General features: G+C 68.9%; 25 protein-coding genes. 12 read left to right on the forward strand and 13 right to left on the reverse strand.

Annotated features, from left to right (window positions below):
* Nucleotides 1-428: 428 nt before the first annotated feature.
* Together ACXJKR_RS00350 and ACXJKR_RS00355 are read left to right on the forward strand one after the other, a co-directional pair.
* A complete protein-coding gene (locus ACXJKR_RS00350) occupies nucleotides 429-953 on the forward strand; it encodes a (2Fe-2S)-binding protein (protein ID WP_457319791.1) in 525 nt (174 codons plus the stop codon).
* The gene (locus ACXJKR_RS00355) at nucleotides 950-1927 is read left to right on the forward strand and encodes a hypothetical protein (RefSeq protein ID WP_457319793.1); all 978 of its coding nucleotides are present in this window, start codon (nucleotides 950-952) and stop codon (nucleotides 1925-1927) included. Before ACXJKR_RS00350 ends, ACXJKR_RS00355 begins: the two co-directional genes overlap by 4 nt.
* Nucleotides 1928-1937: 10 nt before the next feature.
* On the opposite strand, the gene ACXJKR_RS00360 is transcribed toward ACXJKR_RS00355, so the two are convergent.
* The 3 genes from ACXJKR_RS00360 to ACXJKR_RS00370 all read right to left on the reverse strand — a co-directional run bounded on the left by ACXJKR_RS00360 (nucleotide 1938) and on the right by ACXJKR_RS00370 (nucleotide 3922).
* The gene (locus ACXJKR_RS00360; protein ID WP_457319795.1) at nucleotides 1938-2618 is read right to left on the reverse strand and encodes a class I SAM-dependent methyltransferase; all 681 of its coding nucleotides are present in this window, start codon (nucleotides 2616-2618) and stop codon (nucleotides 1938-1940) included.
* A gap of 147 nt (nucleotides 2619-2765) precedes the next feature.
* Entirely contained in the window at nucleotides 2766-3431 is a 666-nt protein-coding gene (locus ACXJKR_RS00365) for a glutathione S-transferase family protein (protein WP_457319797.1), read from the reverse strand.
* Nucleotides 3432-3463: 32 nt separating this feature from the next.
* Nucleotides 3464-3922, reverse strand: a complete 459-nt coding sequence (locus ACXJKR_RS00370; RefSeq protein ID WP_457319799.1) for a hypothetical protein — start codon at nucleotides 3920-3922, stop codon at nucleotides 3464-3466.
* 88 nt (nucleotides 3923-4010) lie between these two features.
* Between ACXJKR_RS00370 and ACXJKR_RS00375 the strand changes: the two genes are divergently transcribed.
* Nucleotides 4011-4589 carry a hypothetical protein gene (locus tag ACXJKR_RS00375; protein ID WP_457319801.1) on the forward strand — a complete coding sequence of 193 codons (579 nt, stop codon included), beginning with the start codon at nucleotides 4011-4013 and terminating at the stop codon, nucleotides 4587-4589.
* A gap of 6 nt (nucleotides 4590-4595) precedes the next feature.
* Here the strand turns inward: ACXJKR_RS00375 and ACXJKR_RS00380 are convergent, their stop codons facing one another.
* Nucleotides 4596-6011, reverse strand: a complete 1416-nt coding sequence (locus ACXJKR_RS00380) for a peptide MFS transporter (protein ID WP_056191091.1) — start codon at nucleotides 6009-6011, stop codon at nucleotides 4596-4598.
* Nucleotides 6012-6165: 154 nt separating this feature from the next.
* Here ACXJKR_RS00380 and ACXJKR_RS00385 point away from each other — a divergent pair, with 154 nt between their 5' ends.
* Both ACXJKR_RS00385 and ACXJKR_RS00390 read left to right on the forward strand, forming a co-directional pair.
* Entirely contained in the window at nucleotides 6166-7548 is a 1383-nt protein-coding gene (locus ACXJKR_RS00385; protein WP_457319803.1) for a ribonuclease E inhibitor RraB, read from the forward strand.
* A gap of 5 nt (nucleotides 7549-7553) precedes the next feature.
* Nucleotides 7554-8579 (forward strand): NAD-dependent epimerase/dehydratase family protein, encoded by a 1026-nt coding sequence (locus ACXJKR_RS00390; RefSeq protein WP_457319805.1) that lies wholly within the window; start codon nucleotides 7554-7556, stop codon nucleotides 8577-8579.
* A gap of 38 nt (nucleotides 8580-8617) precedes the next feature.
* Here ACXJKR_RS00390 and ACXJKR_RS00395 read toward each other — a convergent pair whose 3' ends face one another.
* From ACXJKR_RS00395 to ACXJKR_RS00405, 3 genes are read right to left on the reverse strand one after another with little or no spacing between them, the layout of a single operon-like run.
* Nucleotides 8618-8920: a type II toxin-antitoxin system RelE/ParE family toxin gene (locus tag ACXJKR_RS00395; RefSeq protein ID WP_457319807.1), complete on the reverse strand. Its 303-nt coding sequence runs from the start codon at nucleotides 8918-8920 to the stop codon at nucleotides 8618-8620.
* Nucleotides 8917-9138, reverse strand: a complete 222-nt coding sequence (locus ACXJKR_RS00400; RefSeq protein WP_457319809.1) for a hypothetical protein — start codon at nucleotides 9136-9138, stop codon at nucleotides 8917-8919. The genes ACXJKR_RS00395 and ACXJKR_RS00400 overlap by 4 nt, the downstream gene beginning before the upstream one ends.
* A gap of 17 nt (nucleotides 9139-9155) precedes the next feature.
* Nucleotides 9156-11387, reverse strand: coding sequence for a helicase-related protein (locus ACXJKR_RS00405; protein ID WP_457319811.1), 2232 nt, complete (start codon nucleotides 11385-11387; stop codon nucleotides 9156-9158).
* Between the two features lie 116 nt (nucleotides 11388-11503).
* Between ACXJKR_RS00405 and ACXJKR_RS00410 the strand changes: the two genes are divergently transcribed.
* Complete coding sequence (locus tag ACXJKR_RS00410) at nucleotides 11504-11908, forward strand: SRPBCC family protein (protein WP_457319812.1); 405 nt, start codon at nucleotides 11504-11506, stop codon at nucleotides 11906-11908.
* Nucleotides 11909-11989: 81 nt separating this feature from the next.
* Here ACXJKR_RS00410 and ACXJKR_RS00415 read toward each other — a convergent pair whose 3' ends face one another.
* Together ACXJKR_RS00415 and ACXJKR_RS00420 are read right to left on the reverse strand one after the other, a co-directional pair.
* Nucleotides 11990-12271: a hypothetical protein gene (locus tag ACXJKR_RS00415; RefSeq protein ID WP_457319814.1), complete on the reverse strand. Its 282-nt coding sequence runs from the start codon at nucleotides 12269-12271 to the stop codon at nucleotides 11990-11992.
* 25 nt (nucleotides 12272-12296) lie between these two features.
* A complete protein-coding gene (locus ACXJKR_RS00420) occupies nucleotides 12297-15020 on the reverse strand; it encodes a polysaccharide deacetylase family protein (RefSeq protein ID WP_457319816.1) in 2724 nt (907 codons plus the stop codon).
* 371 nt (nucleotides 15021-15391) lie between these two features.
* On the opposite strand from ACXJKR_RS00420, the gene ACXJKR_RS00425 reads away from it, so the two are divergent.
* Nucleotides 15392-17176 carry a DUF885 domain-containing protein gene (locus tag ACXJKR_RS00425; protein ID WP_457319818.1) on the forward strand — a complete coding sequence of 595 codons (1785 nt, stop codon included), beginning with the start codon at nucleotides 15392-15394 and terminating at the stop codon, nucleotides 17174-17176.
* Nucleotides 17173-17595, forward strand: a complete 423-nt coding sequence (gene arsC / locus ACXJKR_RS00430; RefSeq protein WP_457319820.1) for an arsenate reductase (glutaredoxin) — start codon at nucleotides 17173-17175, stop codon at nucleotides 17593-17595. The genes ACXJKR_RS00425 and arsC overlap by 4 nt, the downstream gene beginning before the upstream one ends.
* A gap of 3 nt (nucleotides 17596-17598) precedes the next feature.
* On the opposite strand, the gene ACXJKR_RS00435 is transcribed toward arsC, so the two are convergent.
* A complete protein-coding gene (locus ACXJKR_RS00435) occupies nucleotides 17599-18450 on the reverse strand; it encodes an oxidoreductase (protein ID WP_457319822.1) in 852 nt (283 codons plus the stop codon).
* 115 nt (nucleotides 18451-18565) lie between these two features.
* Here ACXJKR_RS00435 and ACXJKR_RS00440 point away from each other — a divergent pair, with 115 nt between their 5' ends.
* Together ACXJKR_RS00440 and ACXJKR_RS00445 are read left to right on the forward strand one after the other, a co-directional pair.
* Nucleotides 18566-19519 carry a LysR family transcriptional regulator gene (locus ACXJKR_RS00440; RefSeq protein ID WP_457319823.1) on the forward strand — a complete coding sequence of 318 codons (954 nt, stop codon included), beginning with the start codon at nucleotides 18566-18568 and terminating at the stop codon, nucleotides 19517-19519.
* A 91-nt stretch (nucleotides 19520-19610) separates the two neighbouring features.
* Nucleotides 19611-20798, forward strand: coding sequence for a DUF4382 domain-containing protein (locus ACXJKR_RS00445; protein ID WP_457319824.1), 1188 nt, complete (start codon nucleotides 19611-19613; stop codon nucleotides 20796-20798).
* Here ACXJKR_RS00445 and ACXJKR_RS00450 read toward each other — a convergent pair.
* Nucleotides 20795-21694: an SDR family oxidoreductase gene (locus ACXJKR_RS00450; protein WP_056191120.1), complete on the reverse strand. Its 900-nt coding sequence runs from the start codon at nucleotides 21692-21694 to the stop codon at nucleotides 20795-20797. The two genes, ACXJKR_RS00445 and ACXJKR_RS00450, sit on opposite strands and share 4 nt — an antisense overlap.
* Before the next feature lie 14 nt (nucleotides 21695-21708).
* Complete coding sequence (locus tag ACXJKR_RS00455) at nucleotides 21709-22467, reverse strand: SDR family oxidoreductase (protein WP_457319826.1); 759 nt, start codon at nucleotides 22465-22467, stop codon at nucleotides 21709-21711.
* 142 nt (nucleotides 22468-22609) lie between these two features.
* Between ACXJKR_RS00455 and ACXJKR_RS00460 the strand changes: the two genes are divergently transcribed.
* The gene (locus ACXJKR_RS00460; RefSeq protein WP_457319828.1) at nucleotides 22610-23503 is read left to right on the forward strand and encodes a LysR substrate-binding domain-containing protein; all 894 of its coding nucleotides are present in this window, start codon (nucleotides 22610-22612) and stop codon (nucleotides 23501-23503) included.
* A 128-nt stretch (nucleotides 23504-23631) separates the two neighbouring features.
* On the opposite strand, the gene ACXJKR_RS00465 is transcribed toward ACXJKR_RS00460, so the two are convergent.
* Nucleotides 23632-24534: a LysR family transcriptional regulator gene (locus ACXJKR_RS00465; RefSeq protein ID WP_457319829.1), complete on the reverse strand. Its 903-nt coding sequence runs from the start codon at nucleotides 24532-24534 to the stop codon at nucleotides 23632-23634.
* A gap of 344 nt (nucleotides 24535-24878) precedes the next feature.
* On the opposite strand from ACXJKR_RS00465, the gene ACXJKR_RS00470 reads away from it, so the two are divergent.
* On the forward strand, nucleotides 24879-25950 hold a 1072-nt coding region (locus tag ACXJKR_RS00470), incomplete at its 3' end, for a GMC family oxidoreductase (protein WP_457319831.1).

Raw genomic sequence — 25950 nt, forward strand, 5'->3', positions numbered from 1 at the left:
TCAAACAAAGGGGCGCGAAGTCAGAAGTTGATGCGAGCTGCGCTCGCGCCCCGGGCTCCTGTGCTTCTCGGCGGTTTAGAAGGGGAGGCTCCTGAACAGCCAACAGCCAAACCCGGAGGCCGTTCGCAACGAGGCATTTCTATTGCCCCCTCTGAGCCTGCCGAGGAACGGAGGGCCTTGAGGCCGCGTGCGCAGCACGCTTCAAGAACTGACTCCGCGCAACTGTTTGACCGCAGCGTAGCGAAGGGAGTTTTGCGCGGGGCCTCAAGGCCTGAGTACCGCAGGGGACCCGAAGCGCAGCGAAGGGCGGGCGGATCGGGGGTCGTTTCTTTGCCTACTTTCTTGTCGACACAAGAAAGTAGGTCGCCCGCCGGGGCGAACTCCCGGCTGGGCCTCGCCATCAACCAACACCAACGAGAGGCCTCCCAATGACCGACCTCGTCCCCGTCCAATTCCACGTCAACGGCCGCCCCATCAAGACCGAGGTGCCCACCGACCTGCCCCTTGTCGACTTCCTGCGCGAAGAGCTCGGCTTGTCCGGCACGCGCCTGTGCTGTGGCATCGGCGTCTGCAAGGCCTGCACCGTAGCCGCGCGGCGTGCGCCATCGAGCCAGGCCCAGCCCATGCTGGCCTGCTCGACGCCGGTGGCCCTGCTGCAAGGCCAGAGCATCACGACGGTGGAGGGCACCGGCAGCATGGAAAAACCCAGCGCTGTGCAGCAAGCCTTCCTCGACCACTTCGCCTTCCAGTGCGGCTACTGCACGCCGGGCTTTGTCATGGCGACCGAGATGCTGCTCGGGCGGCTGCGCGCGCAGCCCATCCGCCGCGAGCAACTGGACGCGGCGATTGAAGACGCCGTCGGCCAGCACATTTGCCGCTGCACCGGCTACGCCCGCTACCACCAGGCCATACGCACCGTCGTGCTGGCGGAGAAAGGGCTGGTGGTCGCATGAGAGCCCTGTTGCTACTGCTGCTGGCCGGTGCCGCCCAGGCCGAGACCTTGTACGAATACGGCCGCCAATGCGCCGAGCAGATCAGCGAGATCCCTGCTTTCAACTGCATGGCGGGCGAGGAGATCCCCATCACCGTCGACGGCAAGCCCGTGCCATCGCAACCCGCGCCACCGCGCTGCGACAGGCCGTCGCTGCTGCCCCAGCACGATGTCGGCAGCCAGGGCCAGTGCGTGCCCGGCAGCCGCGCCCTGGTGCTGCGCGACGACAAGACCGCGCAGATCAGTGCCGTCTGCCGCAAGCAAGTCGCGCGGCCCGTCGGCAGCCCGCTGTTCGACGAGATCAACGTCATCTCGCACAGCCTCAAGGACGGCAAGACCTGCTGGTTCACCGCCAAGGCCAAGGCGCCACTGACTGAGGGCGCGGGCATTGATGGCCGCGCCGTGCCGTCGCCCAGCACCCTGAAGCGGCCTGCGGTGCCGGCCGACAAGGTCTGGCTGTCACCCTACGAGGTGGCCTTCAAGCAGCCCGCCTGCATCGGCTGCCACGACAGCGGCCCCTTCATGTACAGCCCCTACATCGCCCAGACGACCATGTTGCCCGGCGATCCCTTTGGCTTTTACCAACCCAAGGCCATCGGCGAGGACTTCAAGCGCGCCTGGGCGAAGTTGAATGCCTTCGGCATCACGACGCGGGGCAACACCTGCACGGCCTGCCATCGCATGGGCAACATGAACTCCTGCCAGGTGGCGATGAAGCAGTCCACCGGCAATGCACCTCAGGAGGGTGGCGACGAGTGGTCCAAGAAGTTCCCGCAATCACACTGGATGAGCCCGGGCAACCTGCACAGCAAGGCGCAGTGGGACGAGCAGTTCAGCGAGAGCCTGAAGAAGCTGGCGGCCTGCTGCGACAACCCGCAGGGGGCGGGCTGTAGGGTGGTGGAGTACGGGCCGAAGGGAGCGCTGCCCAAGCGTTGAGGCAGCCGCGTCAGCCGCGCACAAACCGCATCAACCGCCCGCGGTAGTCCGGCCTCCCCGCTTCCGCCCCTAACAGCACCTCACTGAACTCAAACCCCAGCCCCGCCATCCGCTTGCCAAACGCCGCGCGGTTGCCGCGGTTGGGGTCCACGATCAACAGCTCGCACTGCGGCAGCGCGTGCTTCTCGATGAAGGCCGCCAGCGCGCCGCCGTCGTCGCGTTCGTAGAGCACGTCGCTGCCGATGATGAGATCGAAGCGTCCTTGCACACGCGGTGCGCCTCCCTCGGCGGCGACCGCGTCCTCGCTCCAGTCGCCATGGCAGTAGCGCATGGGCGTGAGCTCGTTCAGGCGCAKGTTCTCGAGCAGGAAGGCGCCGGCCAGCGGGTGGATGTCGCTGGCCGTGACCTCGGCGCCGCGGCGGTGGCACACCAGGCTGGCCAGGGCCAGACCGCAGCCGATCTCCAGGATGCGTTCGCCCTCTAGCAGGGGCCGGATCGCCATCGCGGCGGCCAGATGCAGCCCGGAGGGCCAGACCTGGCCGAACAACGGCCATTGCGCGGGCGAGATGCCCAGGGCCTCGGCCGCACCCGCCGGGTCGGCGAACTGGTCGTTGTCCAGCAGCGAGCGGATCTGCAGATCCGCCGCGCCATCGATGGCGAGCGCCTGGACTTTGATTTCATAGCCGGGCATGAGAGCCCCCAGGTGACCTGCGTGTCAGAGCGCAATGCGACACGGGGAGGTCAGCGCCGCTGTTCGTTCACAGCGGCCGGGCGACAGGCCGGCGGGGCAAGACGGTAGCGGCCGCGCGGAGCGCGCGGCCGTTGAGCCAGTGTAGGGTCAGCTCATCAGGCTGTAAGGCCCGCCGCGTTCCAGGGCCTTCTTGTAGGCCGGCCGCGCGTGGATGCGGGCCAGGAAGTCCTTCAGCTTGGGGTAGCTGTCCATCGTGCCCCGTGCTGCCGCGGCTTCGACAGGAAAGCTCATCTGCATGTCGGCCGCGCTGAACTCGGCGCCGGCAAACCAGGGCCGGGACGCCAGCTCGCCCTCCAGGAACTTCAGCTGCGCGTCGATATTGGGCTGCACGAAGCTGTTCAGCACCTTGTCGGCAATGCCCTTGGCGATGGGTTTCACAAAGAAGGGCATGGGCGCGCGCTTGACCTTGTTGAACACCAGCTTCATGACCAGAGGCGGCATCGCCGAGCCCTCGGYGAAATGCATGAAGTAGCGGTAGTGCAGCAGGTCCTGCTCGCCCGTGGGCTTGAGCCGGCCCTGGCCGTAGCGGTCCACCAGGTACTCCAGGATGGCGCCGCTCTCCGCCACCGTCAGCCCGCCGTCGGTGATGACGGGGCTTTTGCCCAGCGGGTGCACCTGGCGCAGCTCGGGCGGCGCCAGGCCGGTCTTGGCATCGCGCTGGTAGTGCTTGATCTCGTAGGGCAGGCCCAGTTCTTCGAGCAGCCACAGCACGCGCTGCGAACGGGAGTTGTTGAGGTGGTGGACGGTGATCATGTGCCGCAGTGTAGGCAGGCACCCAACCGACGCTACACCGGCACTTCAGCGGCAAGGCGGCGCAAGGCGTCCAGCTGCCAGTCGAACTCGGGCTGGAAGGACTCGCGCTGCTGCACGGCGCCATAGCCGCCCTCGCCATAGACCGTGGCATAGGCCGCGTATTCGGCTGCGCGCAGCGCCCGCCCCGCGAGGGCATTGGCGACCGCATAGGAGGCCGACACGGCCGCATGGCCCACGCCGTCGAGCGAGCGCGAGCCCGGGTGGTGGTTGGCCAGCCGCGCCGCTTCGGCAGCCGCCGCATCCACCTCTGCCCGTGTAGCCCCCCTGCTCGCAAAGCGGGCCAGCACGTCGAGGCAGTCGACGACGGCGGCGTCTTCCAGCAGATGCCGCACCCGCTGCACGCACGCGAGGCCGAAGCGAAGCCGCAGCCCCTCCTGCGCCGGGGCGTCCAAGGCGAGTTCGCGGGCCAGATGGTCAAGGGCGTCGTTCATGGCGACCCAGTTTAGGCAGACGGGATTGCACCGCAAGGCCGCGGCCGGCTACGCTGCGGCGCGGCACGCCGTGCCGAAGGAGGGTCGCATGGCTCAATGGCCGACACTGGAAATCGCCAAGCTCATCGTCGGCGTGTTGACGCCGCTGTCGGTGGCCCTGCTGGGCTGGCTGTTCAGTCGCCAGCTCAAGCGCCTGGACCTCAGCAACTGGACCAACCAGAAGCTCATCGAGAAGCGCCTGGCCATCTACGACGACATCGCGCCCAAGCTGAACCAGCTGCTTTGCTTCTTCACCTGGGTGGGCTACTGGAAGACCATCTCGCCGGCTGATGCCATCCATGCCAAGCGCGACCTGGACAAGACGCTCAACATCTACCGGCATGTGTTCGAAGCCGAGGTCTACGAGGCCTACCAGGACTACATCCACGTCCTGTTCGAGACCTACACGAGCGCGGGCCACGATGCCAAGCTGCGCGCGCTGGTGCGCAGTCCCGATGGCGACCGCCGCACCGACAGCGGCTATGCCTGGAGCGAGGCCTGGAATGCCTGCTTCTCGGAGCCCGAGAACGCCGTGGACAAGCGTGAGGTGCGCGACAAGTACAAGGCGTTGATGGCGGCCCTGACACGCTCGCTGGGCGTTGGCACGGCCCAGCACGCGCGGGCATGAGCCCGGTCAGGCCTGGGCTGGCGCCTCGTCCGGCGCCAGCAAGCGGCCAAACACCAGCTTGACGATGAGCAGCCCCACCCCGGCCGCGGCCACCAGTACCGCATGCAGGCCCCAGAACTGTGAGCCCGGCATGGTCTCAAGCAGCCCGGCCAGCCAGCCGACGAAGGTGTTGCCGAAGAACAGGTGCAGGTAGTAGATGCCGATCATGACCCCCTGCAGGCCGCGCGGCGCGGCGCGTGAATACAAGGCCAGGCCCACTGGCATGATGTTGGCGAAGCCGATGTCGTTGACCAGGGTGTAGGCGAAGGTCCACAGGATGCTGATCTTGCCGCCGCCGGCTTCGATGGCGAAAGCCGGGATCAGCAGCAGCAGCGGCGCGCCAGCCGCGACGAAGGAGCCCAGCGCCATCTTGGTGACCTCGTCGGGTTCGCGTCGCCGCGTGGCCCACCAGCGCCAGAAGGCGATCGAACCCAGCATCGTGATGAAGCTCACCGTGGCGTCCACGGCCTGCAGCCAGGTCACCGGCACCTGGAAACTGCCGACCATCATGTCCATGTGCTGCTGCGACCACAGCGGGTAGGCGTTGTTGAACTGCTGGTTGCCGACGATGGACAGCATCAGCAGCGGCAGGATGCCGACGAGCAGGGCGACCTGCACGACGCCACGGCGGCCCAATGGCGGACGCACCTCAGCCTTGGCTGCGCTGCGCTGCGGTTCGGGCGGCAGCCAGCGGCGGCCCGCCAGATAGACGAACAGACCGATCAACATGCCCACGCCGGCCGAGCCGAACCCCCAGTGCCAGCCCACCTTCTCGCCGAGGGTGCCACAGACGATGGGGGCGGCGATGACGGCGATCTGAATCGCCAGCATGAAGATCTGGAAGGCGCTGGCGCGGCGCTTGTCGCCCGGCGCATAGAGGTCGCCCACCTGGGCCGCGATATTGCCCTTGAAGCAGCCCACGCCCAGCAGCAGGCAGCCCAGGGCCGGCAGCAGCGCGGCCTCGATGGCCATCAGGAAGTGGCCGGTGGCCATCAGCAGCGCGCCGATGACGACGGTCTTGGTGCGGCCCAGCAGCCGGTCGGCGATCAGCCCGCCGAAGATGGGCAGCAGGTAGACCAGGCCCACATAGAGGCCGAACACGGCAGACGCCAGCTGCTGCGGCGAGCGCGGACCGGTGACGTTCTCTATTGCCGAGCGCAGCGCATCCATGCCGGCCACATGGCCGATGTGGGCCGGCAGGAAGAGGTAGTTGCTCAGATAGAGCACCAGCAGCGCCTGCATGCCGTAGTAGCTGAAACGCTCCCACAGCTCGCAGAAGGACAGCCAGCCCAGGCCGGCGGGGTGGCCCAGGAAGGATCGGTCATGGCGGGCGCGTGCGTCGCTTGTGGCGTCGGCGGCCGCGGTCAGGGTGGCGGAGGTCAAGGGGGTGTCCCGGAAACTTGCGGAAAGCCGAGACTGTCCATGCCGGGTGACCGTCTGGCAATGGGAATGGCCCGGGCATGACGGGCGTCATGGGGGCGGCCCGTCGTTTTCGTTGCTTACGATGGGGCGCATTCATCCAGGGAGAGGCGTCGGCATGGAAAGCTTTGTCACCGAGGAGCGTTTCGAGCGCAGCGTGGCTCGGGCGGCTTGGAAAACGCCCCAGCAACTGGCCTCGCTGCGGGCCTGGCGAGTCCAGCCGACCGACGAAAAGCCGTTGAAGTTCTTCTTCCACACCAACACGCAGGCCAAGGCCGACGCGCTGGCGGCGGTGCTGAAGGCGCGCGGCTATGAGCCGCAGGCGCGCAAGACGGGCGCTTTCGTGGACTGGACCGCCGCTTCGCTGGAGGTGGCGTCGTGGGTGGTCACCGGCCACACCCCGCCGCTGCTGATGACGGAAGACGCCCTGCTCGCATGGACGAAGGAGATGTGCCAGCTCGGCCCACAGCATGACTGCGAGTTCGAGGGATGGTTCGGCGAGACGCCGGACTTTCTCGAAAAGAGCGATGACCACTGGCTGCAAGGGCGCCCTGATGGCAAGCTGGATCTGGACATCTACCGCTGGAGCGCCGCCTCGGAGGCCGCACTGGCGGAGAACGACGTCTACTGGGTCAGCCCTGGTGCCGGCGTGGGTTCGCTGGGGGCGCTGCAACCCTACGCCCACAAGATCCGCGGTCTCAGGAGCCCGTCGGAAGAGCTGAGCCTGGAGAGCATAGATCTGCTGCCGGCACTGGAGCAGATCTACCTGCACAAGGCGCCGCAAGCCCATGGCGACTACCGCAAGCTGCCCAGGCTGCGCGGCTTTCGCTGCCTGGATGCGGAGAAGCTCGATCCCCGAGGGCTGAACAACCCCAGCCTGCGCCGCGTGGAGCTGAGGCGGCCCCGCAAGCTCAAGTCCTTGAATGCACTCGACGGCTGGAGCGGCCTGGAATCGCTCATCCTTGCCGGCGCGCCGCTGACCTCGCTGGAAGGCCTGGCGCGGTTCTCGGCGCTGCGTGAACTGCGCCTGGCGCATTGCCTGAGCCTCACGGACATCAGCGAGCTGGCTCAGACCCCGGGCATCGAAATGCTGGAGATCTACAAGACCTCCAAGGTGCAGAGCTTCGAGCCCATCGCGGGGGTGAACCGGCTGCGCTGGGTCTTCGTCTGCAGCCGCGGCGGGACGCTGGCCAGCTACGAGACCTTGAGTCACTGGCCGGAGCTGCAGAACGCCGGCGTGTTGCTGCACATGGGCCAGGTCGACTTCGCATCGCTCGCCCGGCATCCTTCGGCAGCGGAGCTGCTGCTGTACACCCAGCCAGGATTCCAGCTGCCCAGCGAGGATGAGCTGCGCCGCGCACTGCAGGCCCAGGGCAGGCAGGTTCGCAGCGTGTTCCTGCGGCCGAAGGACGAGTGCCCGTCCATCCACGTCACCTTTGAATCGCCCTACTGGCGCTCGCCCGCGGCGCACGAGGGGCACGCGCGCGTGTTCGTGGAGTGAAGCGTATGAACACCCCTCCTCGCGTCCTCGTCACCGGCGGCAGCGGCTACATCGCCGGCGTGCTGATCCGCCAGCTGTTGGCCAACGGTTGGCAGGTGCACACCACCGTGCGCGACCTCAGGCGCGAGCCGGCGCTGCGCCAGTTGCTGGGCGCAGATGACGGAGACGCGAGCGAACAGCTGCGCTGCTTTGCCGCCGACCTGATGGCCGACGCCGGTTGGGCCGAGGCGGCCGCTGGTTGCAGCCACATGGCCCACCTCGCGTCGCCGCTGCCGGTGGGCGTGCCGCGCGACGCCAACGAGCTGATCGTGCCCGCCCGCGACGGCGCCCTGCGCGCGCTGAAGGCCGCGCGCGATGCCGGCGTGCAGCGCGTCGTCATGACCTCATCCGTCGCGGCCATCTCCTATGGGCATGGCCCGGGCGAGCACCATTTCACCGAGGACGACTGGACGCGGCTGGAGACGCCCGGCATCCCGCCCTACATCCAGTCCAAGACCATCGCCGAGCGCGCCGCGCGCGACTGGGTGGCGCGCGAGGGCGGCGGGCTGGAGTTCTGCACGGTCAATCCGTCAGTCGTGCTCGGCCCGGTGGCGAGTGCCGACTACTCGGCCAGCGTCGTCATCGTCAAGAGCCTGCTGCAGGGCAAGGTGCCGGCCCTGCCCAACATCGGCTTCGGCATCGTCGACGTGCGTGACGTGGCCGAGCTGCACTGGCGCGCGCTGACCGCGCCGGGCATGGCCGACGAGCGCTTCATCGCCTGCGGCGGTTTTCTCTGGCTGCGCGAAATCGCGGCCATCCTGAGGGCCGAGCTTGGCGAGCAGGCCCAGCGCGTGCCGACACTGCAGATGCCGGACTGGGCGGTGCGCCTGCTGGCCAAGGTCAGCCCGGCGGTGCGGGCGGCGGCGAGTGAGCTGGGCACGGCGCGGCATCAGGATGCGACGCATGCGCGGGAGGCGCTGGGTTGGGTTCCCAGGCCGCCGCGTGAGGCGATCGTGGCGACCGCTCGCGATCTGATCGCACTGTGCATGTGACGCGGCGTTGAGCCGATCTGGCTGACCTGCCGGAGAACTCACAGAGACGGCGACTGCCTGCTGGCGTGCCAGAACGCGAGGATCACCACCTTGTCCGGCAGCGCCTGGTAGTAGACGTGATAGCGGATGCGGGCGAGGAAGAGCCGTCGCAGGTCCGGGTGGCGTGGCGACGCAGAGCGCGCGCCCAATTCGGGTTGCAAGGCCAGCAAGCGGAGTGCGTCCTCGAAATCGTTCGCCACGGCGTCAGGTGCAGCCTGCCGGTTCTCGCGCCACCACGATGCGGCCCGCTCCAACTGGGTGGCGGCCCTGCGGGTCACCACCACGGCGACGCGGCCACTCACGATGCCATGCGAAGTCGTTGCAGCAGCACGTCGGCCGGCATCGTTTCGTCGCGCTCCAACTCGCCGAGTGACGCTTGCAGCTCGGCTTCGAGTTCAGGAGGCACAAGGAAGGTCTCGTTCCTGTCGCGTGTCAGGATTGTGACGACCGTGCCCTCGGGCAGCGGGTCTCCTTCGACGACGATCTTGCCGCCAACGACGGTGCCAGTGGTGAGCTGCATGGGCGCCATGGTACGCCTCACCTTCCCCGGCGCTGCCACAACGGCTTCTTCCCTTTCAGGTGCCGCTCGATGCCGTCATTGAGCCGGCTGCGCAGATCGATGACCGCCTCGACATGCCCGAACACCTCGGGAAAGCGCAGGTCCAGCCACAGCCACAGCGTGCACTGGCGCAGCGCCTGCTCCATGCGGTCCAGGCGGCTGTGCTCGTCGACGTCGTCCAGGAACCAGGGCGTGCCGGCCTTGCCGGTGCGCGCGTGGCTGGCGGCCCAGGCCTGGAACTGCTCGACGACCTGGGGCAGGCGGTCGTCCACCGGTGCCTGCGCGTAACGAAAACGCTCCTGCAGCGACAGCGCCGCCGCGTTGCGGTCCAGCATCTCGGCCAGGCCTAGCATCTGCTCCAGCTCGGCCACTTCGAAGTGGGCGTCGTCCAGGCGCAGCTGCTGCATGAAGACGGTCAGCACCTGGTGCAGGCTGTTCACGCCCAGGCGCGCCGAGATGGTCTGCACATGGCGCCAGTTGGGCGCCACCGGGCATTTGAAGTCGCGCGGCGCGCGCGGCTCCTTGGGCAGCAGCTCGCGCAGCGTCTTCATCGCGTCGGCCTCGGCCTCCTTCAGCACGCTGACGAAGCCCTCGTCGTGCATGCCGTAGCGGCCGGCGCGGCCGGCGATCTGGTGCACCTCGCTGACCGTCAGCGCGCGGTCGCCGACGCCGTCGTACTTCTCCAGCGTCGAGAACAGCACGCGGCGGATGGGCAGGTTCAGGCCCATGCCGATGGCGTCGGTCGCGACCAGCACCTGGCTGGCGCCGACGGCAAAGCGCTCGGCCTCGCGGCGGCGCACCTCGGGTGGCAGCGCGCCGTAGATGACGCTGACAACGTGGCCGTTCTGCGCGATCTGGTCGCGCAGCATCAGCACGTCGCGGCGGCTGAAGGCCACCACCGCGTCGCCCGCATGCAGATGCGTCATCGGCACGGGCGCGGGCATCAGCTGCACATGCTGCTTGCGCTCGAAGACGCGGCGCTCGGGCTTCTCGCCGCACAGCTGCAGCAGCCGCTCGATGGCCGGCGCGGCATAGGCCGAGGCAATGATGATCAGCTCGCGTGCCGGTACGCCGACGATGGCCTGCGTCCAGGCCCAGCCGCGCGAGTCGTCGAAGATCATCTGCGCTTCGTCGATGACCGCCACGTCGATGGTGTCGCGCGTGTTGACCATCTCGATGGTGCTGCTCACCACGCGCGCGTCGTTGGCCGGCACGTTCTCTTCGCCGGTCAGCAGCGAGCAGGGCACGCCGCGGCCCACCAGCCGGTCGCGGCCCTCCAACGCCAGCAGGCGCAGCGGTGCCAGGTAGGCGCCGTCCAGCGCCTGCGCCAGCCGCTCGAAGGCGGCATAGGTCTTGCCGCTGTTCGGCGGGCCCAGATACAGCGTGACCTTGCGGCCCAGCTTGCGCGCCGCGTCGAAGCTGTCCGGGTAGCCCTGGAAGGCCAGTTCGCGGCCGAGGCTGGCCAGCGTGTCCTGCTCCTCGACCGTCTGCTCCCAGCGGTCCTGGGCGCGGTTCAGTGCGGCCTTCAGGTCCTCGTAGGGCATGGGCACGCCGCACTCGGCCTGCAGCCGCGGCAACAACGACGCGAGCTGGCTGGCATGGCCCATGGCCTCGCTGCGGGCGATGAGGTGGTTCAGGTGCAGGATCAGCTCGGCCGTGTAGGAGTACTCGGGCGCCTGGCCCAGGTTGTGGCGCAGCGCGGCCGTGTCGCCATCACGGAAAAAGGCCCAGACGGGCTCCTCGGGCACCGGCACGCGGTGCGACAGGTCGATGCGCCAACCCTCGTGCGCGAGCGTGATCGGGTGCACGCACAGCCGCGTGAACACCAGGCCTTCGCGGCGCAGCCCCAGGCTTTCGAGCTGGTGCAGGCGCTGCTGCAGCTGTGGGCGCAGCGTGTTGGTCTGCGGCGTGGCTTCGAGCTGGGCCAGCGCGACGGGGATGTGCGTCGGCAGGATCCAGCGGCTCGGCCGGCCGCCGCCAGCGGCCCGGGAGATCTGGATGCAGCCGAGGCGGTCCAGGGCCTCGTCGCTGCCATCGTCGAGGTCAGCCGGCACGAGCACCTGGGGCAACGCGTGCGCTGCCTGGCGGATGCGGGCCCAGTCTTCAGGCGCGAGGCCCGCGGGGAAGCGGGCGGYGTGGCTGGGTTGCGGGAGGGGAAAGGCGGGTGCGGGCGGCTTGGCCGGCTTGGGCGAGGAGACTTCGGAATTCACGGCGGAAGTGGAACACAGGCGAGCTGACTGCGTCCTCGCCAAGAGGGCCGACGGGCGCGCGGTTTGCCGGTGCCCATTCCTTCGTGACAAGCTCTGCAACTGCTTTGGAGGCCCGCATGCCACGCGAAATCAAGGTCGTCAGCGAAACCGTCGCCGCACCGGCGCAACAGGTCTATGAGTTCGCCCGCCAGCGCGAGAACCTGCACCTCTGGGCATCGGGCCTGGCGTCGGCCGACATCGAGCAGGAAGGCGACCATTGGGTGGTGGCCGATTCACCCATGGGCCGCATCCAGATCAGGATGGCGCCGCGCAACGAGTTTGGGGTGCTGGACCACGATGTGACGACGCCGGACGGCGTGATCACGCACAACGCCTTCCGGGTCACGCCGGTGGATGAGGGCTGTGCGCTGATGTTCGTGGTGCTGAGGATGGCGGGGGCGAGCGACGAGGAATTTGAGCGGGATGCGGCGCATGTGCGCAAGGATTTAAGGGCGTTGAAGGCGTTGATGGAGAACGGCTGACTTGCTTCCCGCAAGGCAGCGTTGGCTGCTCGCACCCCACCAAGCTGCCAGCGACGCGGTTTGGGCGACGTTCAGCGCCAGCTACTCGAGAGCTTCGACGCGCACGCTGCCGAACTCGCCAACCAGCACAGCAACGAGTCGTCCTAAATAGTCTCGACCCGATCCACCGTGGTCACAGAAGTACAGCCCGTACTGTTCAATCATCGCCGTCGCATCCGGCATTCCAGGCTTCGTCGAGTCGGCTCGGAATTCGTAGCTGGGGGTTGGCACGCTGCCGATTTTCACGGTGGCCACTTCGGATAGGGCGTGCTCGATCCGCGCCTTGTCGAGGTGCGAGAACGTCAGTCGATATTCAGTACCCATGACGGTCAGAGTCGTTCCACTTGCATCACAACGGCTTCGGCCGCGTCCCCTCAGACGGATTCGCAATCCACCCCTGCAGCTCCGCCGCCCTTGCATGTTTGGGCGCCAGCTCCAGGAAAGTCTTGTAGGCCGCCATCGCCTTGCCCTCGTCGCCTGCCAGCAGCCGCGCGTCGCCGAGGTTGAGCCAGGCCAGGGAACGGCTGCCGTCCATTTCGACGGCCTTCTCGAACCACACTGCAGCATCGGCAGGCTTGCCGCGCCGGTACAACACGAAGCCCAGGTTGTTGGCCGCCAGCGCGAACTTCGGCTGCAGCTGTAAAGCCTCCTTGAATGCGGCTTCGGCCTCGTCGTAGCGGCGCTCGCGGTAGAGCTGCAGACCACGGTCGTTGGCACGCTGGGCGGCGACGCGGGCACCGGGGTCGACGCGGGCGGTCGTCGCGGCGAGGGCCTGGTCCTTGCCGTCCAGGCCCTTGATCGTCACCTGCACGGCGCTGGCGGGGCCCGAGGGCTGCCGGCCGGCGCTGCTGGCCTCGTCGAGCTTGGCGGCGAACTGGCTGGCCTTGTCGTCGAGCTGGGCCACGGCGCCACTCAGCGCGGGCTCCTGCGCCGTCRGCAGCTCGAAGATGAACTCACCGCCCTCGCTGCCCGGCAGGCTGCCAAAGGCCGGCGTCTGGTGGGCGATCGCCGACACGGCGGGGGCGACATAGGCGGCCAGCTCGGTGGCCGTGATGAGGCCGTCGCCGTTCAGGTCGGCCTTGCCGTTCAGGGCCTGCAACAACGTCCACGTGAATACCGAATGGCCGCCGGGGCCGTCGTCGGCCACCYGTTGGTCGGCGCCGCCGGCGGTCATCATCTGGCGGCCGATGCGGCGCGCGTTGGTGCGAGCGAAGTTGCTGTCGGCTGCCGCCGAGCCGCCGCGCGTCAAGCCGAGACCCGAGTAGCAGGCGTCGATGACGAAGAGAGCGTGCTTGGCCGTGATGGCCTCGGCCACCTCCTGCAGCTGCGGCATGGCGATGGCGTCGGCCTGCAAGTCGTTCAGGCCCGCATCCACCGGCACGATATAGCCCACCTCACGGCCGCTGGGCAGTTTGCGCGTGCTGCCGTGGCCGGCGAAGAAGACGAAGACGCGGTCGTCGCGCTTCACGCGCTTGGCGTCGCCAAAGCGCTCATTCAGCGCCTTCAGGATGTTGGCGCGCGTGGCCTCGGCATCGGTCAGCAGCGTCACGTTGTCGGCGCGAAAACCGAACCGCGTAACCAGGGACTCACGCACGGCCTGCGCGTCGCGCACCGCATGCGAGAGCTTGGGCCAGGCCGTGTATTGGTTGATGCCGATGACCAGCGCGTGGCTGTCGCGATACAGCTCACCAGCGGCGGGTGGCGGCGCAGCGGGGCGCTCGGAGGACACGACAAACTGCCCATCCTTCCAGCTCGCAAAGCGCCAGCCCTCGGCGGCGAGCTGGTCCAGCACCAGGGGCAGCGCCTGCACCGTGCGGGCGTGGATGTCGTGGAAGAGCACGATGCCGCGCTGCTGCTTGTCCAGCTCGGCCATCACCCGCGCGGCGATGCTCTTGGGAATGGGGTCGCTCCAATCCAGCGAGTCGACGTTCCACATCATCGAGCGCAGCTTCAGCGCCTCAATGGTGGTCAACGCCCCATCGTTGCGCGCGCCATAAGGAAAGCGAAACAACGCGTCGCCGTTGCGACCCGCCGCGTCCAGCAGCGCCTCCGTGTTGGCGGCTTCTTCCTTGACCTTGACGAGCTCGAACTTGGACATCAGCCCATGCGTGAAGCTGTGGTTGGCCAGCTGGTGGCCGGCCGCGAGAACGCGCTTGGCGACGGCGCTGCCATTGCCCGGCTGGATCTTGCCGTCGGCGCCCACCTTGCCGAGGTTCTGGCCGAGCTGGAAGAACACAGCCGGTGCGTTGTAGCGCTTCAGGATCTCCAGGATCTCGTCCGTGTAGCGCGCATGCGGGCCGTCGTCGAAAGTCAGCAGCACGGTCTTGGGCGGCAGCTTGTCGCCAAAGACCTCGCGCTCCTTGGCGGCGACACCGCGCATCGCACCTGACGCGGCGGGCTCCGGCTCCAGGTCAGCCGCGGCCGGCAACTGTGCGCCGTGCTGCTTCATGACGGCGTCGCGCGTGTGCAGCGCCTTCAGCTTGGCGACGTAGTCGCTCCAGCGCTCGCGCTTGAGCTCGATGCCGCGCTTGGCAAAGCCGCCAAACACTTCCTTCAGCTCCTGCTCATAAGCCTTCTCGACTTCGGCCAGCGTGTCCAGGTCCTCCTGGGCGCGGCGCGCAAGCTTGATGCCGTCCAGCGTCTGCGCGCTCTTCAGTCCGGTGGCGAGCTGGCTCAGCACTTCCTTGAAGGCGAGGCGGTCGGCGTCGAACCAGCTCGGCTCGCTCTCGATGCGCGTCAGCAGCGCGGCGGTGGCGTCCAGCGATTCGGGCTTGAGCGCCAGATCGGCCAGGCGCTGCTGGCGCTGCAGCAGCTCGTGGAAGAGCTGCTGGCCCAGGGCCTGGACCTCGCGGCGCTGGGCGGCCGGCAGGGTGGCCTCGCCGTCCATCAGCACGACGATCTGGCGGTGCAGGGCCAGCATGCCGTCGCCTTCCTCACGCAGCTTGGCCGTCGCACTGCTGTCCTGCGCGGCCGAGGCGGTTGGCAGCGCGGCGGGCACGTCGGCCAGGCGCTTGTTGCAGCCGGGCAGGGCAAAGGCGGTGGTCAGCAGCAGGGCGAGTGAGATGAGGCGCATTGCGGGGTGAAAAAGTCAGCCGCGAGATTGTGGGGCTGCCCGCGCTGCTGACAGCGCCGGGGGAGCGTGGGCGRCAGAGATTGCAGCCCGCGTTGGGCCCGCAAGAGGGTGAGGCAAGGCGCGGCGTGCAGCCGCGGGCTGGCCGCCCGGGCGAGCGGCGCAACGCCGAATCACCCCCTTGCGGGCCCAACCCTTCGGGCCGGGGCRAATTGCGAGGCCACTCGGCGTTGCCAGCTCGTTGTTGGGCCCCACCCAACGCCTCGCCGACGCCTTGATTGGCCTCGCAATTTGCCCCGGCGCGGGCCGCAATCTCTGTCGCCCACGCTCCCGATCACCGACAGAATGCCGTCCTCCCAACAAGGACGATAACGATGAGACTGCTTGCCCTGACCCTGGCTCTTGCTTGCTTCATCGCCCCTGGCCAGGCCGCCACCCCCGCCGAGCGCCTGGCCGATATGGCGACGCGCTACTACGACACCCGCTCCCGCTTCGACCCGCTCAACGCCACCCAGGCTGGCGACAACCGCTTCGACGACCAGCTGGGCCTGGACATCGCGCCGGCCGAGCGGGCCAAGCGGTTCGCCGCCTGGCGCGGCTTCCTGAAGGAGCTGGCCGCCCTGCCCGCCGCCAGCCTGCCGCCGGCCGAACGCCTGAACCGCGAGCTGCTGGAGCAGCAGCTGCGCGCCCAGCTGGCCTTCGAGCGCTACCCCGACCACCTGCTGCCCTTGCACCAGATGGGCGCCACGCCCTTCCAGCTGGCCTTCTTCTCCAGCGGCCAGGCCGGCCAGCCGCTGAAGACGGCGGCGCAGCTCGACGCCTACTTGAAGCGCGTCACCGGCCTGCCGGCCTGGTGCGACCAGGCCATCGCCAATATGCGCGAAGGCATGAAACGCGGCGTCGTGCAGTCGCGGCCCGTTGTCGAAGCGGCCCTGCCGGTGTTGAAGAGCCTGGCCGAGGCCGACGCCGAGCACAGCCCCTACACGGCGCCGGTGCGCGCCCTGCCCGTCGACATCAGCGCGGCCGACMGCACCCGCCTGACCGAGGCCTACCACCGCGAGCTGAGCGAGCGCGCCCAGCCCGCGCTGCGCCGCCTGCTCGCCTTCGTCGAGTCCGATTACCTGCCCGCCGCGAAGCGTCGCGGCAGCATCGGCTGGACATCGCTGCCCAACGGCAAGGCCTGGTATCGCCAATGGGTGCGCGAGCAGACGACGACCGACCTGACGCCTGAGCAGATCCATGAGCTGGGGCTCAAGGAGGTGGCGCGCATCCAGGGCGAGATCACGCGCATCGCGCCCCAGCTCGGCTTCACGGGCGACCCGCTGAAGAACGGCGGCCTGCTGGCCTGGGCGCGTACCGACGAGCGCTTCCGGCCCTTCAAGACCGAGGCCGAGATCCTGGATGCCTATCGCGCCATCAACGCCCGTGTCGCGCCGCAGTTGCCCAAGCTCTTCGGCCAGCTGCCGCGCATGGCGCTGGACATCCGCGCCGAGCCCGAGCTGACGCGCGAGACGGCTTCCGATCACTACACCGCCGGCCAGGCTGACGGCAGCGCGCCCGGCGTGTTCTGGGCCGTCATCAACGACCCCAAGGACTACTCCGTGGCGACGATGACCGCCCTCTTCCTGCATGAGGGCCAGCCCGGGCACCATTTCCACTTTGGCCAGCAGGTGGTGATGCCCATGCCCGAGTTCCGCCGTCGCATGTGGATCAATGCTTATGGCGAGGGCTGGGCGCTCTATGCCGAGACCCTGGGCCATGAACTGGGCCTGTATGCCAACGACCCCGTGGCCTACGCCGGCATGCTGCGCATGGAGATCAGCCGCGCGGCGCGCCTTGTCGTGGACACCGGCCTGCACGCCAAGGGCTGGAGCCGCGAGCAGGCGCTGAAGTACTGGATGGATGTGACGGGCGCCGGCGAGCAGCAGGCCGTCGCGCAGATCGACCGCTACCTCGCCTGGCCCGGCCAGGCCCTGGGCTACAAGATCGGGGCGCTGAAGATCCAGGAGCTGCGCCGTCGCGCCGAGCAGAAACTGGGTGCGAAGTTCAGCCTCGCCGCCTTCCACGACCAGGTGCTGGGCGAGGGCTCGCTGCCGCTGTCGGTGCTGGAGAAGCGCATCGATGCTTGGATCGCCACACAGGCTAAGGTGGCGCGATGAGCGACATCACGATCTTCCACAACGCGAAGTGCGGCACCTCGCGCAATGTGCTTGCGCTGATCCGCCATGCCGGCCTGGAGCCGCGCGTCGTCGAGTACATGCAGACGCCGCCGAGCCGCGACGAAATCCGCGCGCTGGCGGCGGCCGCCGACCAGCCCTTGCGCGCGTTGCTGCGCGAGAAGGAGGCCGTCTTCACCGAGCTGGGCCTCGCCGATCCGGCTCTGAGCGATGACGCCCTGCTGGACGCGGTTCAGCAGCATCCGGTGCTGCTGAACCGCCCCATCGTCGTGACGTCCCTGGGCACGGCGCTGTGCCGTCCGTCGGAGGCGGTGCTGGAGCTGCTGCCCGTCGGGCCGTTGCCGCCCTTCACCAAGTCTGACGGCGAAGTCGTGCACGACCACGGCCGTCGGCGCGGCTGAGGTTCAGGCCGGAAAGTCCGTCGATGCCGCGAGACCGCGCCATTCGGCCGTCTCGCGCTCGACAAAGGCGTGCTTGTCGGCAATGGCCTGCAGCGTGTCCGTGCCCAGCGGCAGGCGCAGTGGCGGGGTCTTGGCATCGACCAGCGTCAGCATGGCTTGCGCCAGGCGCTCGGGGTCACCGGGCTGGTTGAGGCTGATGCGCCTGGCGGCCTCGCGCACCTGGCCGGCGCTGGCGGCGTAGTCGGCCAACTCGCGCGGCGAGGTGACGAGGGACTGGCCTTCCAGAAACTCGGTGCGGAAGTAACCCGGCTCGACGACGGTGGCGTGGATGCCCAGCGGCGCGAGCTCGGCATGCAGGGCCTCGGTGATGCCCTCGACGGCGAACTTGGTCGAGCAGTAGACGCCGAACCCCGCGGCCGAACGGACCCCACCCAGCGACGAGATGTTGATGACATGGCCGCTGCGGCGCTCGCGCATCTGCGGCAGCACGGCGCGGGTCACGTTCAGCAGGCCGAAGACATTGGTCTCGTACAGGCGGCGCACCTCGTCGGCGCTGGCCTCCTCGACGGCGCCGAGCAGGCCGTAGCCGGCGTTGTTGACGAGGACGTCGATGCGGCCGAAGCGGGCCAGCGCGGCGGCCGTGGACCGAGCGGCCTGGGATTCGTCGGTGACGTCCAGGGCCACGGCCAGCAGGCCGGGCTGGGCGCCAAAGCGCTTCTCGATGGCGGCCGCGTCGCGGGCCGTGGCCACAACGGCGTCGCCATGAGCGAGGGCCGCTTCGGCGATGCGTGCGCCGATGCCGCGCGAGGCGCCGGTGATCATCCAGACGCGCTTGAAGGTGGGGGTGGTGGTCATGTTGGGCTCCGGTGTGGGGGGAAGGGTGGATCGGCCGATGGAGCGAAATTTAGGATCGGGATTGATCTTCAACTAGCCCAGAATCGCTTCATTGATTGGCAAGTAAATCCTGACAATGGCCTTCAACGAACTGCGCGCCATCACCACCTTCACCAAGGCCGCCGAGCTGGGCAGCCTGCGCCAGGCCGCGGTGGCCCAGGGCATCACGCCGCAGGCGGCGAGCCAGGCGCTGACGCAGCTGGAGGCCTACCTTGGCGTGCGCCTCTTCCACCGCACGACGCGTCGGCTCAGCCTGACCGAGGAGGGCGAGCGTTTCCTCGGCGCCGCAGCGCCTGGGCTGCAAGCACTGCAACGTGCATTGCACGGCGCGCGCCAGGGACGCGACGTCATCGCCGGGCCGCTGCGCATCACGGCCTCGCGCTCGCTGATGCTGCCGGTGCTGTGGCCGGTGCTGGAGGAGTTCTGCGCCCGCCACCCCGACGTCGAGCCCGATGTGCAGTTGGACGACCGCATCGGCGACTGGGTGGCAGACCGCGTCGACGTGGGCTTTCGCGCCGGCACGCCGCCGGGCGAAGGTCTGATCGCCCGCCACCTGCTGCCGCTGCAGCTGATCGTCTGCGCCGCGCCCGCCTACATCGCCCGCCATGGCGCGCCGCAGAGCATCGACGAGCTGGCCCAGCACCGCTGCAGCGGCTTTCGCCACCCGAGCACGGGCAAAGCCATGCCCTGGGAGTTCCTGGTGGGCGACGAGATCGTCGGGCGCGACGTCGCTTCGGTCTTCATGACCAACGACGTCGAGCTGGAGGCCAATGCCGTCGTGGCCGGCCAGTGCATCGGCCAGCTCGTCGGCGCCACCGCCGCCCCGCTGATCCGCAGCGGCCAGCTCGTGCCGCTGCTGACCCAGCATGTCTGCGCCCACCTTGGCCTGTACCTGTACTACGGCAGCCGCGTGGCCCAGCCGGCGCGGGTGCGCGCCTTCATCGACCTCGTCGTTGAGCGCGTGGTGGGCAACCCGGCCTGGGTGGTCAGCGCTCAGGAGCTGGCTGCGGCCGCCCGCAAGCGCCGCTGAGCGGGTAACAACCCGACGCGATTGGTAAAGCCTGGGCACACCGCGAAAGCCAACACTGCAGACGGGGAGGGCATCTCGATTGGAGGCTCTCATGAACTACAGAACCCTGAGCGCATGCGCTGCGGCCGTGGCCCTTGCAGCTTGCGGCGGTGGCGGCGGCGATGCCGGCACTCCTGTCACGACGCCCTCGAATAGCACCTCGGGCACGCTGGCCCTGAAACTGACCGATTCGCCGGCCTGCGGCTTCGACCATGTGTACGTGACGGTGCAAAAGGTCCGCGTCAACGCCAGCGCCGACGCCGCCGAGGACGGCGCCGGCTGGACGGACCTGGTGGTGGGCCCGACACAGCGCTTTGACCTGCTGGCGCTGCAGAACGGCGTGCTCGCCAGCCTGGGCCAGGTGCCGCTCGCCGTGGGCCATTACGCGCAGCTGCGCCTGGTGCTGGCCGAGAACGGCGGCGCCACACCGCTGGCCAACTCGGTCGTTCCCACGGGCGGCAGCGAGGTCGCGCTGAAGACGCCCAGCGGCCAGCAGAGCGGCCTCAAGCTCAATGCCAGCATCGACATCGCGGCCAACCAGATGGCCGACTTCGTGCTGGATTTCGATGCCTGCAAGTCCGTCGTCACGGCGGGCAATTCGGGCCAATATCTGCTCAAGCCCGTCGTGGCTGTGGTGCCCAACCTGCTGTCGGGCATCAGCGGCTATGTGGACGCCAGCGTCGCCTTTGGCGGCACCCAGGTCAGCCTGCAGCAGGGCGGTGTCGTGCTCAAGGCCACCGCGCCGGACAGCAGCGGCAAGTTCGTGCTCACCCCGGTGGCGCCGGGCAGCTATGACCTGGTCATCAAGTCCGCGGCGCGGGCCACCATGGTCGTGACCGGCGTGCCGGTGACGGCCAATACCGTGACGGCCGTCAGCACCAGCGTGGCGCCGCTGTCGCCCGCCCCGGCCATCGATGGCCAGGCCATGGGCACGGTGATGGTGGATGGGGTGGTCAACACGGCGGCCGTCGCGGCGACGCAGAAGCTGGCCAGCGGCGGCATCATCACCATCGCCGAGACCCTATCGGACTCGACGACCGGCGCCTTCAAGCTGACCCTGCCCGCCGCGCCGCCCTGGGTGGCGCCCTATGCCGCGCCGCCGGCCAGCCTGGTCTTTGCGGCGGACGTGACGGCCGGCCTGTCCTACTCCTTCAACGCCAGCCTCAACGGCACGGTCAAGGTCGTCGGCCCGTTGGCTGTCACGGCGGGTGGCACGCTGACGGTCAACTTCGGCTTCTAGGCGATAGTGGGTCTGAGCAGGTCGGCGATGCCGATGCGCGCGGCAAAGTCCTCGCGCACCCGCTCGGCCACATCGGTCACCGCCGCCGCGCCGTCGTCCATGAAGTCGACGACCGAGCGGAAGGGCCGCTCGCCATGCGCCAGGCCCACGACGCGCACGACCTCGTCGGCGACGGCCTGCGGGTCGGCTTCGGGCGGCATCAGCGCGGTCAGACGCGTGCCGATCTGGTCCATCAGGCCGGCATAGCGGGCGTAGGCCGCGGCCTTGGCCTCGTCGGCCGGCTTGCCGGCGTTGGCGAAATGGTCGGTGCCGCTGGTGAAGGCGCCGGGCACGACGATGCTGGTCTCGATGCCGAAGCGGGCCAGCTCGAAGCTCATGGTCACGGCCAGCGAGTCCATGGCCGCCTTGGCCGCCGCATAGGGGCCCAGGAAGGGAGGGAAGCCGCCGCGTGTCGTCGTGCTGCCAATCCACAGCAGCAGGCCGCGCTGCTGCTCCCGCAGCACCGGCAGGGCCGCGCGGTTGACGCGCTGGGCGCCCAGCACATTGGTGTTGAAGACGGCGGTGATCTCTTCCGGCGTGTAGGCCTCGGTAGGCCCGACGACGAGATGGCCGGCGTTGTGCATGACGACGTCCAGGCGGCCCTGCTCGGCCACGATGGTGGCGACGGCCGCGTCGGCACTGTGCTGCGACAGCACGTCCAGCTCCACGACGCGCAGGTCCAGCCCGCGGGCAAAGCTCCAGTCGCGCAGCTCGCGGGCCTTGGCCGAGTTCTTGCCAGCAACGCCGCGCATGCTGGCGTAGACGGTGTGGCCGGCGGTGGCCAGGGCCAGGGCGCTCAGCTTGCCGATGCCGCTGGAGGCGCCGGTGACGAGGATGACTTGTTGTTGGTTGCTCATGATGCTGTCCTCCTTCAGACAATGCCGCCGTTGACGCGCACCGTCTGGCCGTTGACCCAGCCGCCCTGCGGCCCGGCCAGCACGCCGACCATCGCCGCGATGTCTTCGGGCTGGCCCAGGCGCTCGAGCGGCGCCATCTTGGCGAGGCGCTCGACCTGCTCGGGCGTCTTGCCGTTCAGGAACAAGTTCGTTGCCGTCGGGCCGGGGGCCACGGCGTTGACGGTGATGGCCTTGCCGCGCAGCTCCTTGGCGAGGATGTTGGTCATGGTCTCGATGGCGCTCTTGGTGGCGGCGTAGACGGCGTAGCCCGGCAGGCCCAGGCCGATAACGCTGGTCGAGAAATTGATGATGCGCCCGCCCTGGCGCAGGCGCCTGGCCGCCTCGCGCATGGCCAGGAAGCTGCCCTTCACATTGATGTCGAAGAGGCGGTCGAAGGTCTCGTCGTCGGTGTCGGCCAGGTGGGGCAGCTCGTTGGCCATGGCGCCGGCGTTGTTGACGAGCACGTCCACGCCGCCGAAGGCTTCGGTGGCAGCGTCGAACAGCAGCCTGGCGGCGCCCGCGTCGGCCACGTCGGCCTGCACGGCGATGGCACGGCCGCCACGGTCCACGATCGCATCGACAACCTTTTGCGCTTCGACGGCATTGCCGGCGTAGTTGACGACCACGGCATGGCCATCGGCCGCCAGTCGCTGCGCAATGGCCGCGCCGATGCCGCGCGAGGCGCCGGTGACGATGGCGACGGGGGAAGAGGAAGAAGAAGTGGTGTTGCTCACGGGGTGCTCCAGATCGTTGGGTTGGAAGGCAGGACCGAGGAGCGGCCCTGTGAGTTCAATGTATTGTTCGATCGCTTTCGGATAAATCAGACGAACAAGACATCACAATCCAGCCCAACTAAACAATCGGAGCCAAACGGCCATGGACCGACTCGATGCGATGCGCCTCTTCGTGCGCATCGTCGACCTGGCCAGCTTCAGCAAGGCCGCCGACGAGCTGCAGCTGCCGCGCGCCTCGGTCAGCCTGGCGCTGCAGCAGCTGKAGGCGCGTCTGGGTGTGCGCCTGCTCAACCGCACGACGCGGCATGTGAGCCCGACGCTGGACGGTCAGGCCTATTACTTGCGCTGCCAGCAGATCCTGCAGGACGTCGGCGAGGCCGAGGACCTGTTCCGCACCGCCCAGCTCAAGCCGCGCGGCAAGCTGCGCGTGGACATGCAGGGCAACCAGGCCCAGCGCTTCGTGCTGCCCTACCTCGGCGACTTCCATGCCCGCTACCCCGACGTCGAGCTGGAGATCGGCCTTGGCGACCGCTTTGTCGACCTCGTGCGCGAGGGCGTGGACTGCGTGCTGCGCTCGGGCGAACCCAAGGATTCGTCCATGGTGGGCCGGCGCGTTGCCCAGCTGCGCCAGGTCACCTGCGCCAGCCGCGACTACATCGAGCGCCGCGGCCTGCCGCTCACGCTGGAAGAGTTCGCCACCCACCAGGCCGTCAACTACATCGGCAGCAGCGGTCGCGTGCTGCCCTTCGACTTCATCGTCGATGGCGAGGCGCACAGCCTCACGCTGCCCGGCCCGGTCACCGTCAGCAGCGCGACGGCATATGGCGCCTGCTGCCTGGCCGGCCTGGGCTTCATCCAGGCGCCGCGCTACAACTTCGAGAAAGAACTGGCGAGCGGCGAGCTGGTCGAGGTGTTTGCCGACTGGCAGCCGACGCCTATGCCGGTCTATGTGCTGTATCCCCATGCCCGCCAGCTGTCGTCGCGGGTGAGGGTGTTTGTGGATTGGTTGGCGGAGAGGATGGCGGCGGCGGGCTGAGCGACGTTGACCGGTGAGCGCTTATGAATCGCTGCACTCGGTGGGCCTAGGGGCCGACGTGGTGGCCTATCTGCATCGAGGCGCTGTCGTGAGCATCTGGACGCGGTTCGGCGCTGCGGGCCTCCTCGTCACCCACCCGACCCCGCCACCGCCCTGAACAGCCGGATTGCCGTCTCCGCCGCCGGCGCCAGCGTGCGGCCGCGCAACCAGACGGCGTGGGCGTCGACATAGAGCTCGCTCATCGTCTTGAGCCCGCGCACGGGCTGCAGGCCCAGGGTCTGGATGATGGGCAGGGAGCGTGGCAGCGCGGCCAGCAGGTCGCCGTCGGCCGCCAGCCGGGCCAGCGTGACGAGGTCGTCGCATTCGACGACGACGGGCAGCTCGGCCGGCGTTGCAAAGCCCAGGCCCTGGGCCACATAGGCCTGCAGCTGCGGCGACACCGACACCATGGCCAGGCCGTAGTGCACCAGGTCGGCCGCTGTCACGGTCGTGGCGTCCAACAACGGATGGCCCGCGCGGGCATAGACGGCGCCGCGGATGCGCGTTACCGGCGCCATCTCCAGCCGGCTGGCGTCGGTCAGCATGCGCGGGTCGGCGACGAAGAACTCGATGGCCTCGTCGGTGAGCAAGGTCAGCAGGCTGTCGACATTGCCGTAGCGCACGCGGGCGATAACACCGGGCGCCTGGCGGCGCAGCTCGGCCAGCAGCGGCGGCACCAGCACGGCGGCCGGCACGGGCCCCGCGCCAAAGGCCAGGTCGCCCAGCAGGCCGCCGCGCAGCAGGTCGGCGTCGCGCTCCAGGCAGTCGGCGTCGAAGACCAGGCGGCGGGCGCGCTCCACCAGCGTGCGGCCGGCCGGCGTCAGCACCGCGCCCAGCGGCCCGCGCTCGAACAGGCGCAGCCCCCAATGGGCTTCGAGGGCCTGGATGCTGCGGCTGAAGGCGGCCTGGCTCAGGTGCACACGCTCCGCCGCGGCGACGAAGCGGCCCTCGTCGGCGAGGGCGATCAGATGGGAGAGCTGGCGGAGGTTCAACCTAGATCCGGYAGTTGGGCRCGYCCGAGGGGCKGRCGAGGCGRGCCGYYGGCAAGGCGCGCCGACGAAGTGGGCTSMTGCCCACGAGGAGAAGCAACGCCGCCTGCGGTTTGCAGCGGCCGACCAGCGGGCGTGCAGCGTTGTTCATCGAAGCGGCGAGGGTGGCAAATCGGCCGGCGTGCCGAGGTTGAAGGCATGGCGCCATGGGGAGCGGCCGACTGCCGGATCTGGGTTGCTATGCAGTGAACGCAATGAATGCCAACCAATTATGCGTTGGACGTATTGGTTGCCGGCTTCCATCCTTCGCTCCCCGGCCCGCTCAGAGGTTGGAGGAGGCAAGCGCCGTGGAGTTCGATTACGTGATCGTGGGTGCCGGTTCGGCGGGCTGCGTGCTGGCCGCGCGCCTGAGCGAAGACCCCGGCGTGACGGTGGCCTTGCTGGAAACCGGCGGGCCGGACAGCAGCGTGCTCATCCACGCGCCGGCCGGCGTCGTCGCCATGGTGCCCACCCGCATCAACAACTACGCCTACCAGACCGTGCCCCAGCCCGGCCTGATGGGCCGCCGCGGCTACCAGCCGCGCGGCAAGACCCTGGGCGGCAGCAGCTCCATCAACGCCATGCTCTATGTGCGCGGCCACCGCCACGACTACGACCAATGGGCGAGCTTCGGCAACGCCGGCTGGTCGTATGACGAGGTGCTGCCCTATTTCCGCCGCGCCGAGCACAACGAGCAGTTCGGCGACTGCCCGCTGCACGGCCGTGGCGGGCCGCTGAACGTGACGCTGCCGCGCAGCGCGAGCCCCATCAACCAGACCTTCCTGACCGCCGCGGCGCTGCAGGGGGTGCCCCATATCGGCGACTACAACGGCGCCGAGCAGTTCGGCTCCTTCGTCTACCAGGTCACGCAAGTCAACGGCGAGCGCTGCAGCGCCGCCAAGGCCTATCTGACGCCCAATTTGGGCCGCCCGAACCTCAAGGTCATCACCCACGCGCAGGCGACGAAGCTGCGCCTGGCCAATGGCCGCGCGGTGCGCGTGGACTACCGCGTCCACGGCCAATCCCGCTTCGTGCGTGCGCGCCGCGAGGTCCTGCTCAGCGCCGGCGCCTTCGGTTCGCCGCAGCTGCTGATGCTCTCGGGCATCGGGCCTGGCGCACACCTGCGGCAGACGGGTGTCGAGGTGCAGCACGACCTGCCCGGCGTCGGCCAGAACCTGCAGGACCACATCGACTATGTGCAGACCTGGCGCTGCAGCTCGGACACGCCCACCTTCGGCGTCTCGCTGCGCGGCGGCGCGCGGCTGGCGCGGGCGGTGGGCGAATGGCGGCGCCATCGCAAGGGCCTGCTGACGAGCAGCATTGCCGAGTCCGGCGCCTTCCTGCGCTCCTCGGCGGATGTGACCGTGCCCGACCTGCAAC

The organism is Roseateles sp. P5_E11, assembly GCF_054049355.1.

What these genes read in the sequence shown, in the direction of transcription:
- ACXJKR_RS00350 (WP_457319791.1), top strand. Translation starts at nt 429, where the DNA reads ATGACCGACCTCGTCCCCGTCCAATTCCACGTCAACGGCCGCCCCATC.
- ACXJKR_RS00355 (WP_457319793.1), top strand. Translation starts at nt 950, where the DNA reads ATGAGAGCCCTGTTGCTACTGCTGCTGGCCGGTGCCGCCCAGGCCGAG.
- ACXJKR_RS00370 (WP_457319799.1), bottom strand. Translation starts at nt 3,922, where the DNA reads ATGAACGACGCCCTTGACCATCTGGCCCGCGAACTCGCCTTGGACGCC.
- ACXJKR_RS00375 (WP_457319801.1), top strand. Translation starts at nt 4,011, where the DNA reads ATGGCTCAATGGCCGACACTGGAAATCGCCAAGCTCATCGTCGGCGTG.
- ACXJKR_RS00385 (WP_457319803.1), top strand. Translation starts at nt 6,166, where the DNA reads ATGGAAAGCTTTGTCACCGAGGAGCGTTTCGAGCGCAGCGTGGCTCGG.
- ACXJKR_RS00390 (WP_457319805.1), top strand. Translation starts at nt 7,554, where the DNA reads ATGAACACCCCTCCTCGCGTCCTCGTCACCGGCGGCAGCGGCTACATC.
- ACXJKR_RS00400 (WP_457319809.1), bottom strand. Translation starts at nt 9,138, where the DNA reads ATGCAGCTCACCACTGGCACCGTCGTTGGCGGCAAGATCGTCGTCGAA.
- ACXJKR_RS00410 (WP_457319812.1), top strand. Translation starts at nt 11,504, where the DNA reads ATGCCACGCGAAATCAAGGTCGTCAGCGAAACCGTCGCCGCACCGGCG.
- ACXJKR_RS00415 (WP_457319814.1), bottom strand. Translation starts at nt 12,271, where the DNA reads ATGGGTACTGAATATCGACTGACGTTCTCGCACCTCGACAAGGCGCGG.
- arsC (WP_457319820.1), top strand. Translation starts at nt 17,173, where the DNA reads ATGAGCGACATCACGATCTTCCACAACGCGAAGTGCGGCACCTCGCGC.
- ACXJKR_RS00435 (WP_457319822.1), bottom strand. Translation starts at nt 18,450, where the DNA reads ATGACCACCACCCCCACCTTCAAGCGCGTCTGGATGATCACCGGCGCC.
- ACXJKR_RS00440 (WP_457319823.1), top strand. Translation starts at nt 18,566, where the DNA reads ATGGCCTTCAACGAACTGCGCGCCATCACCACCTTCACCAAGGCCGCC.
- ACXJKR_RS00445 (WP_457319824.1), top strand. Translation starts at nt 19,611, where the DNA reads ATGAACTACAGAACCCTGAGCGCATGCGCTGCGGCCGTGGCCCTTGCA.
- ACXJKR_RS00450 (WP_056191120.1), bottom strand. Translation starts at nt 21,694, where the DNA reads ATGAGCAACCAACAACAAGTCATCCTCGTCACCGGCGCCTCCAGCGGC.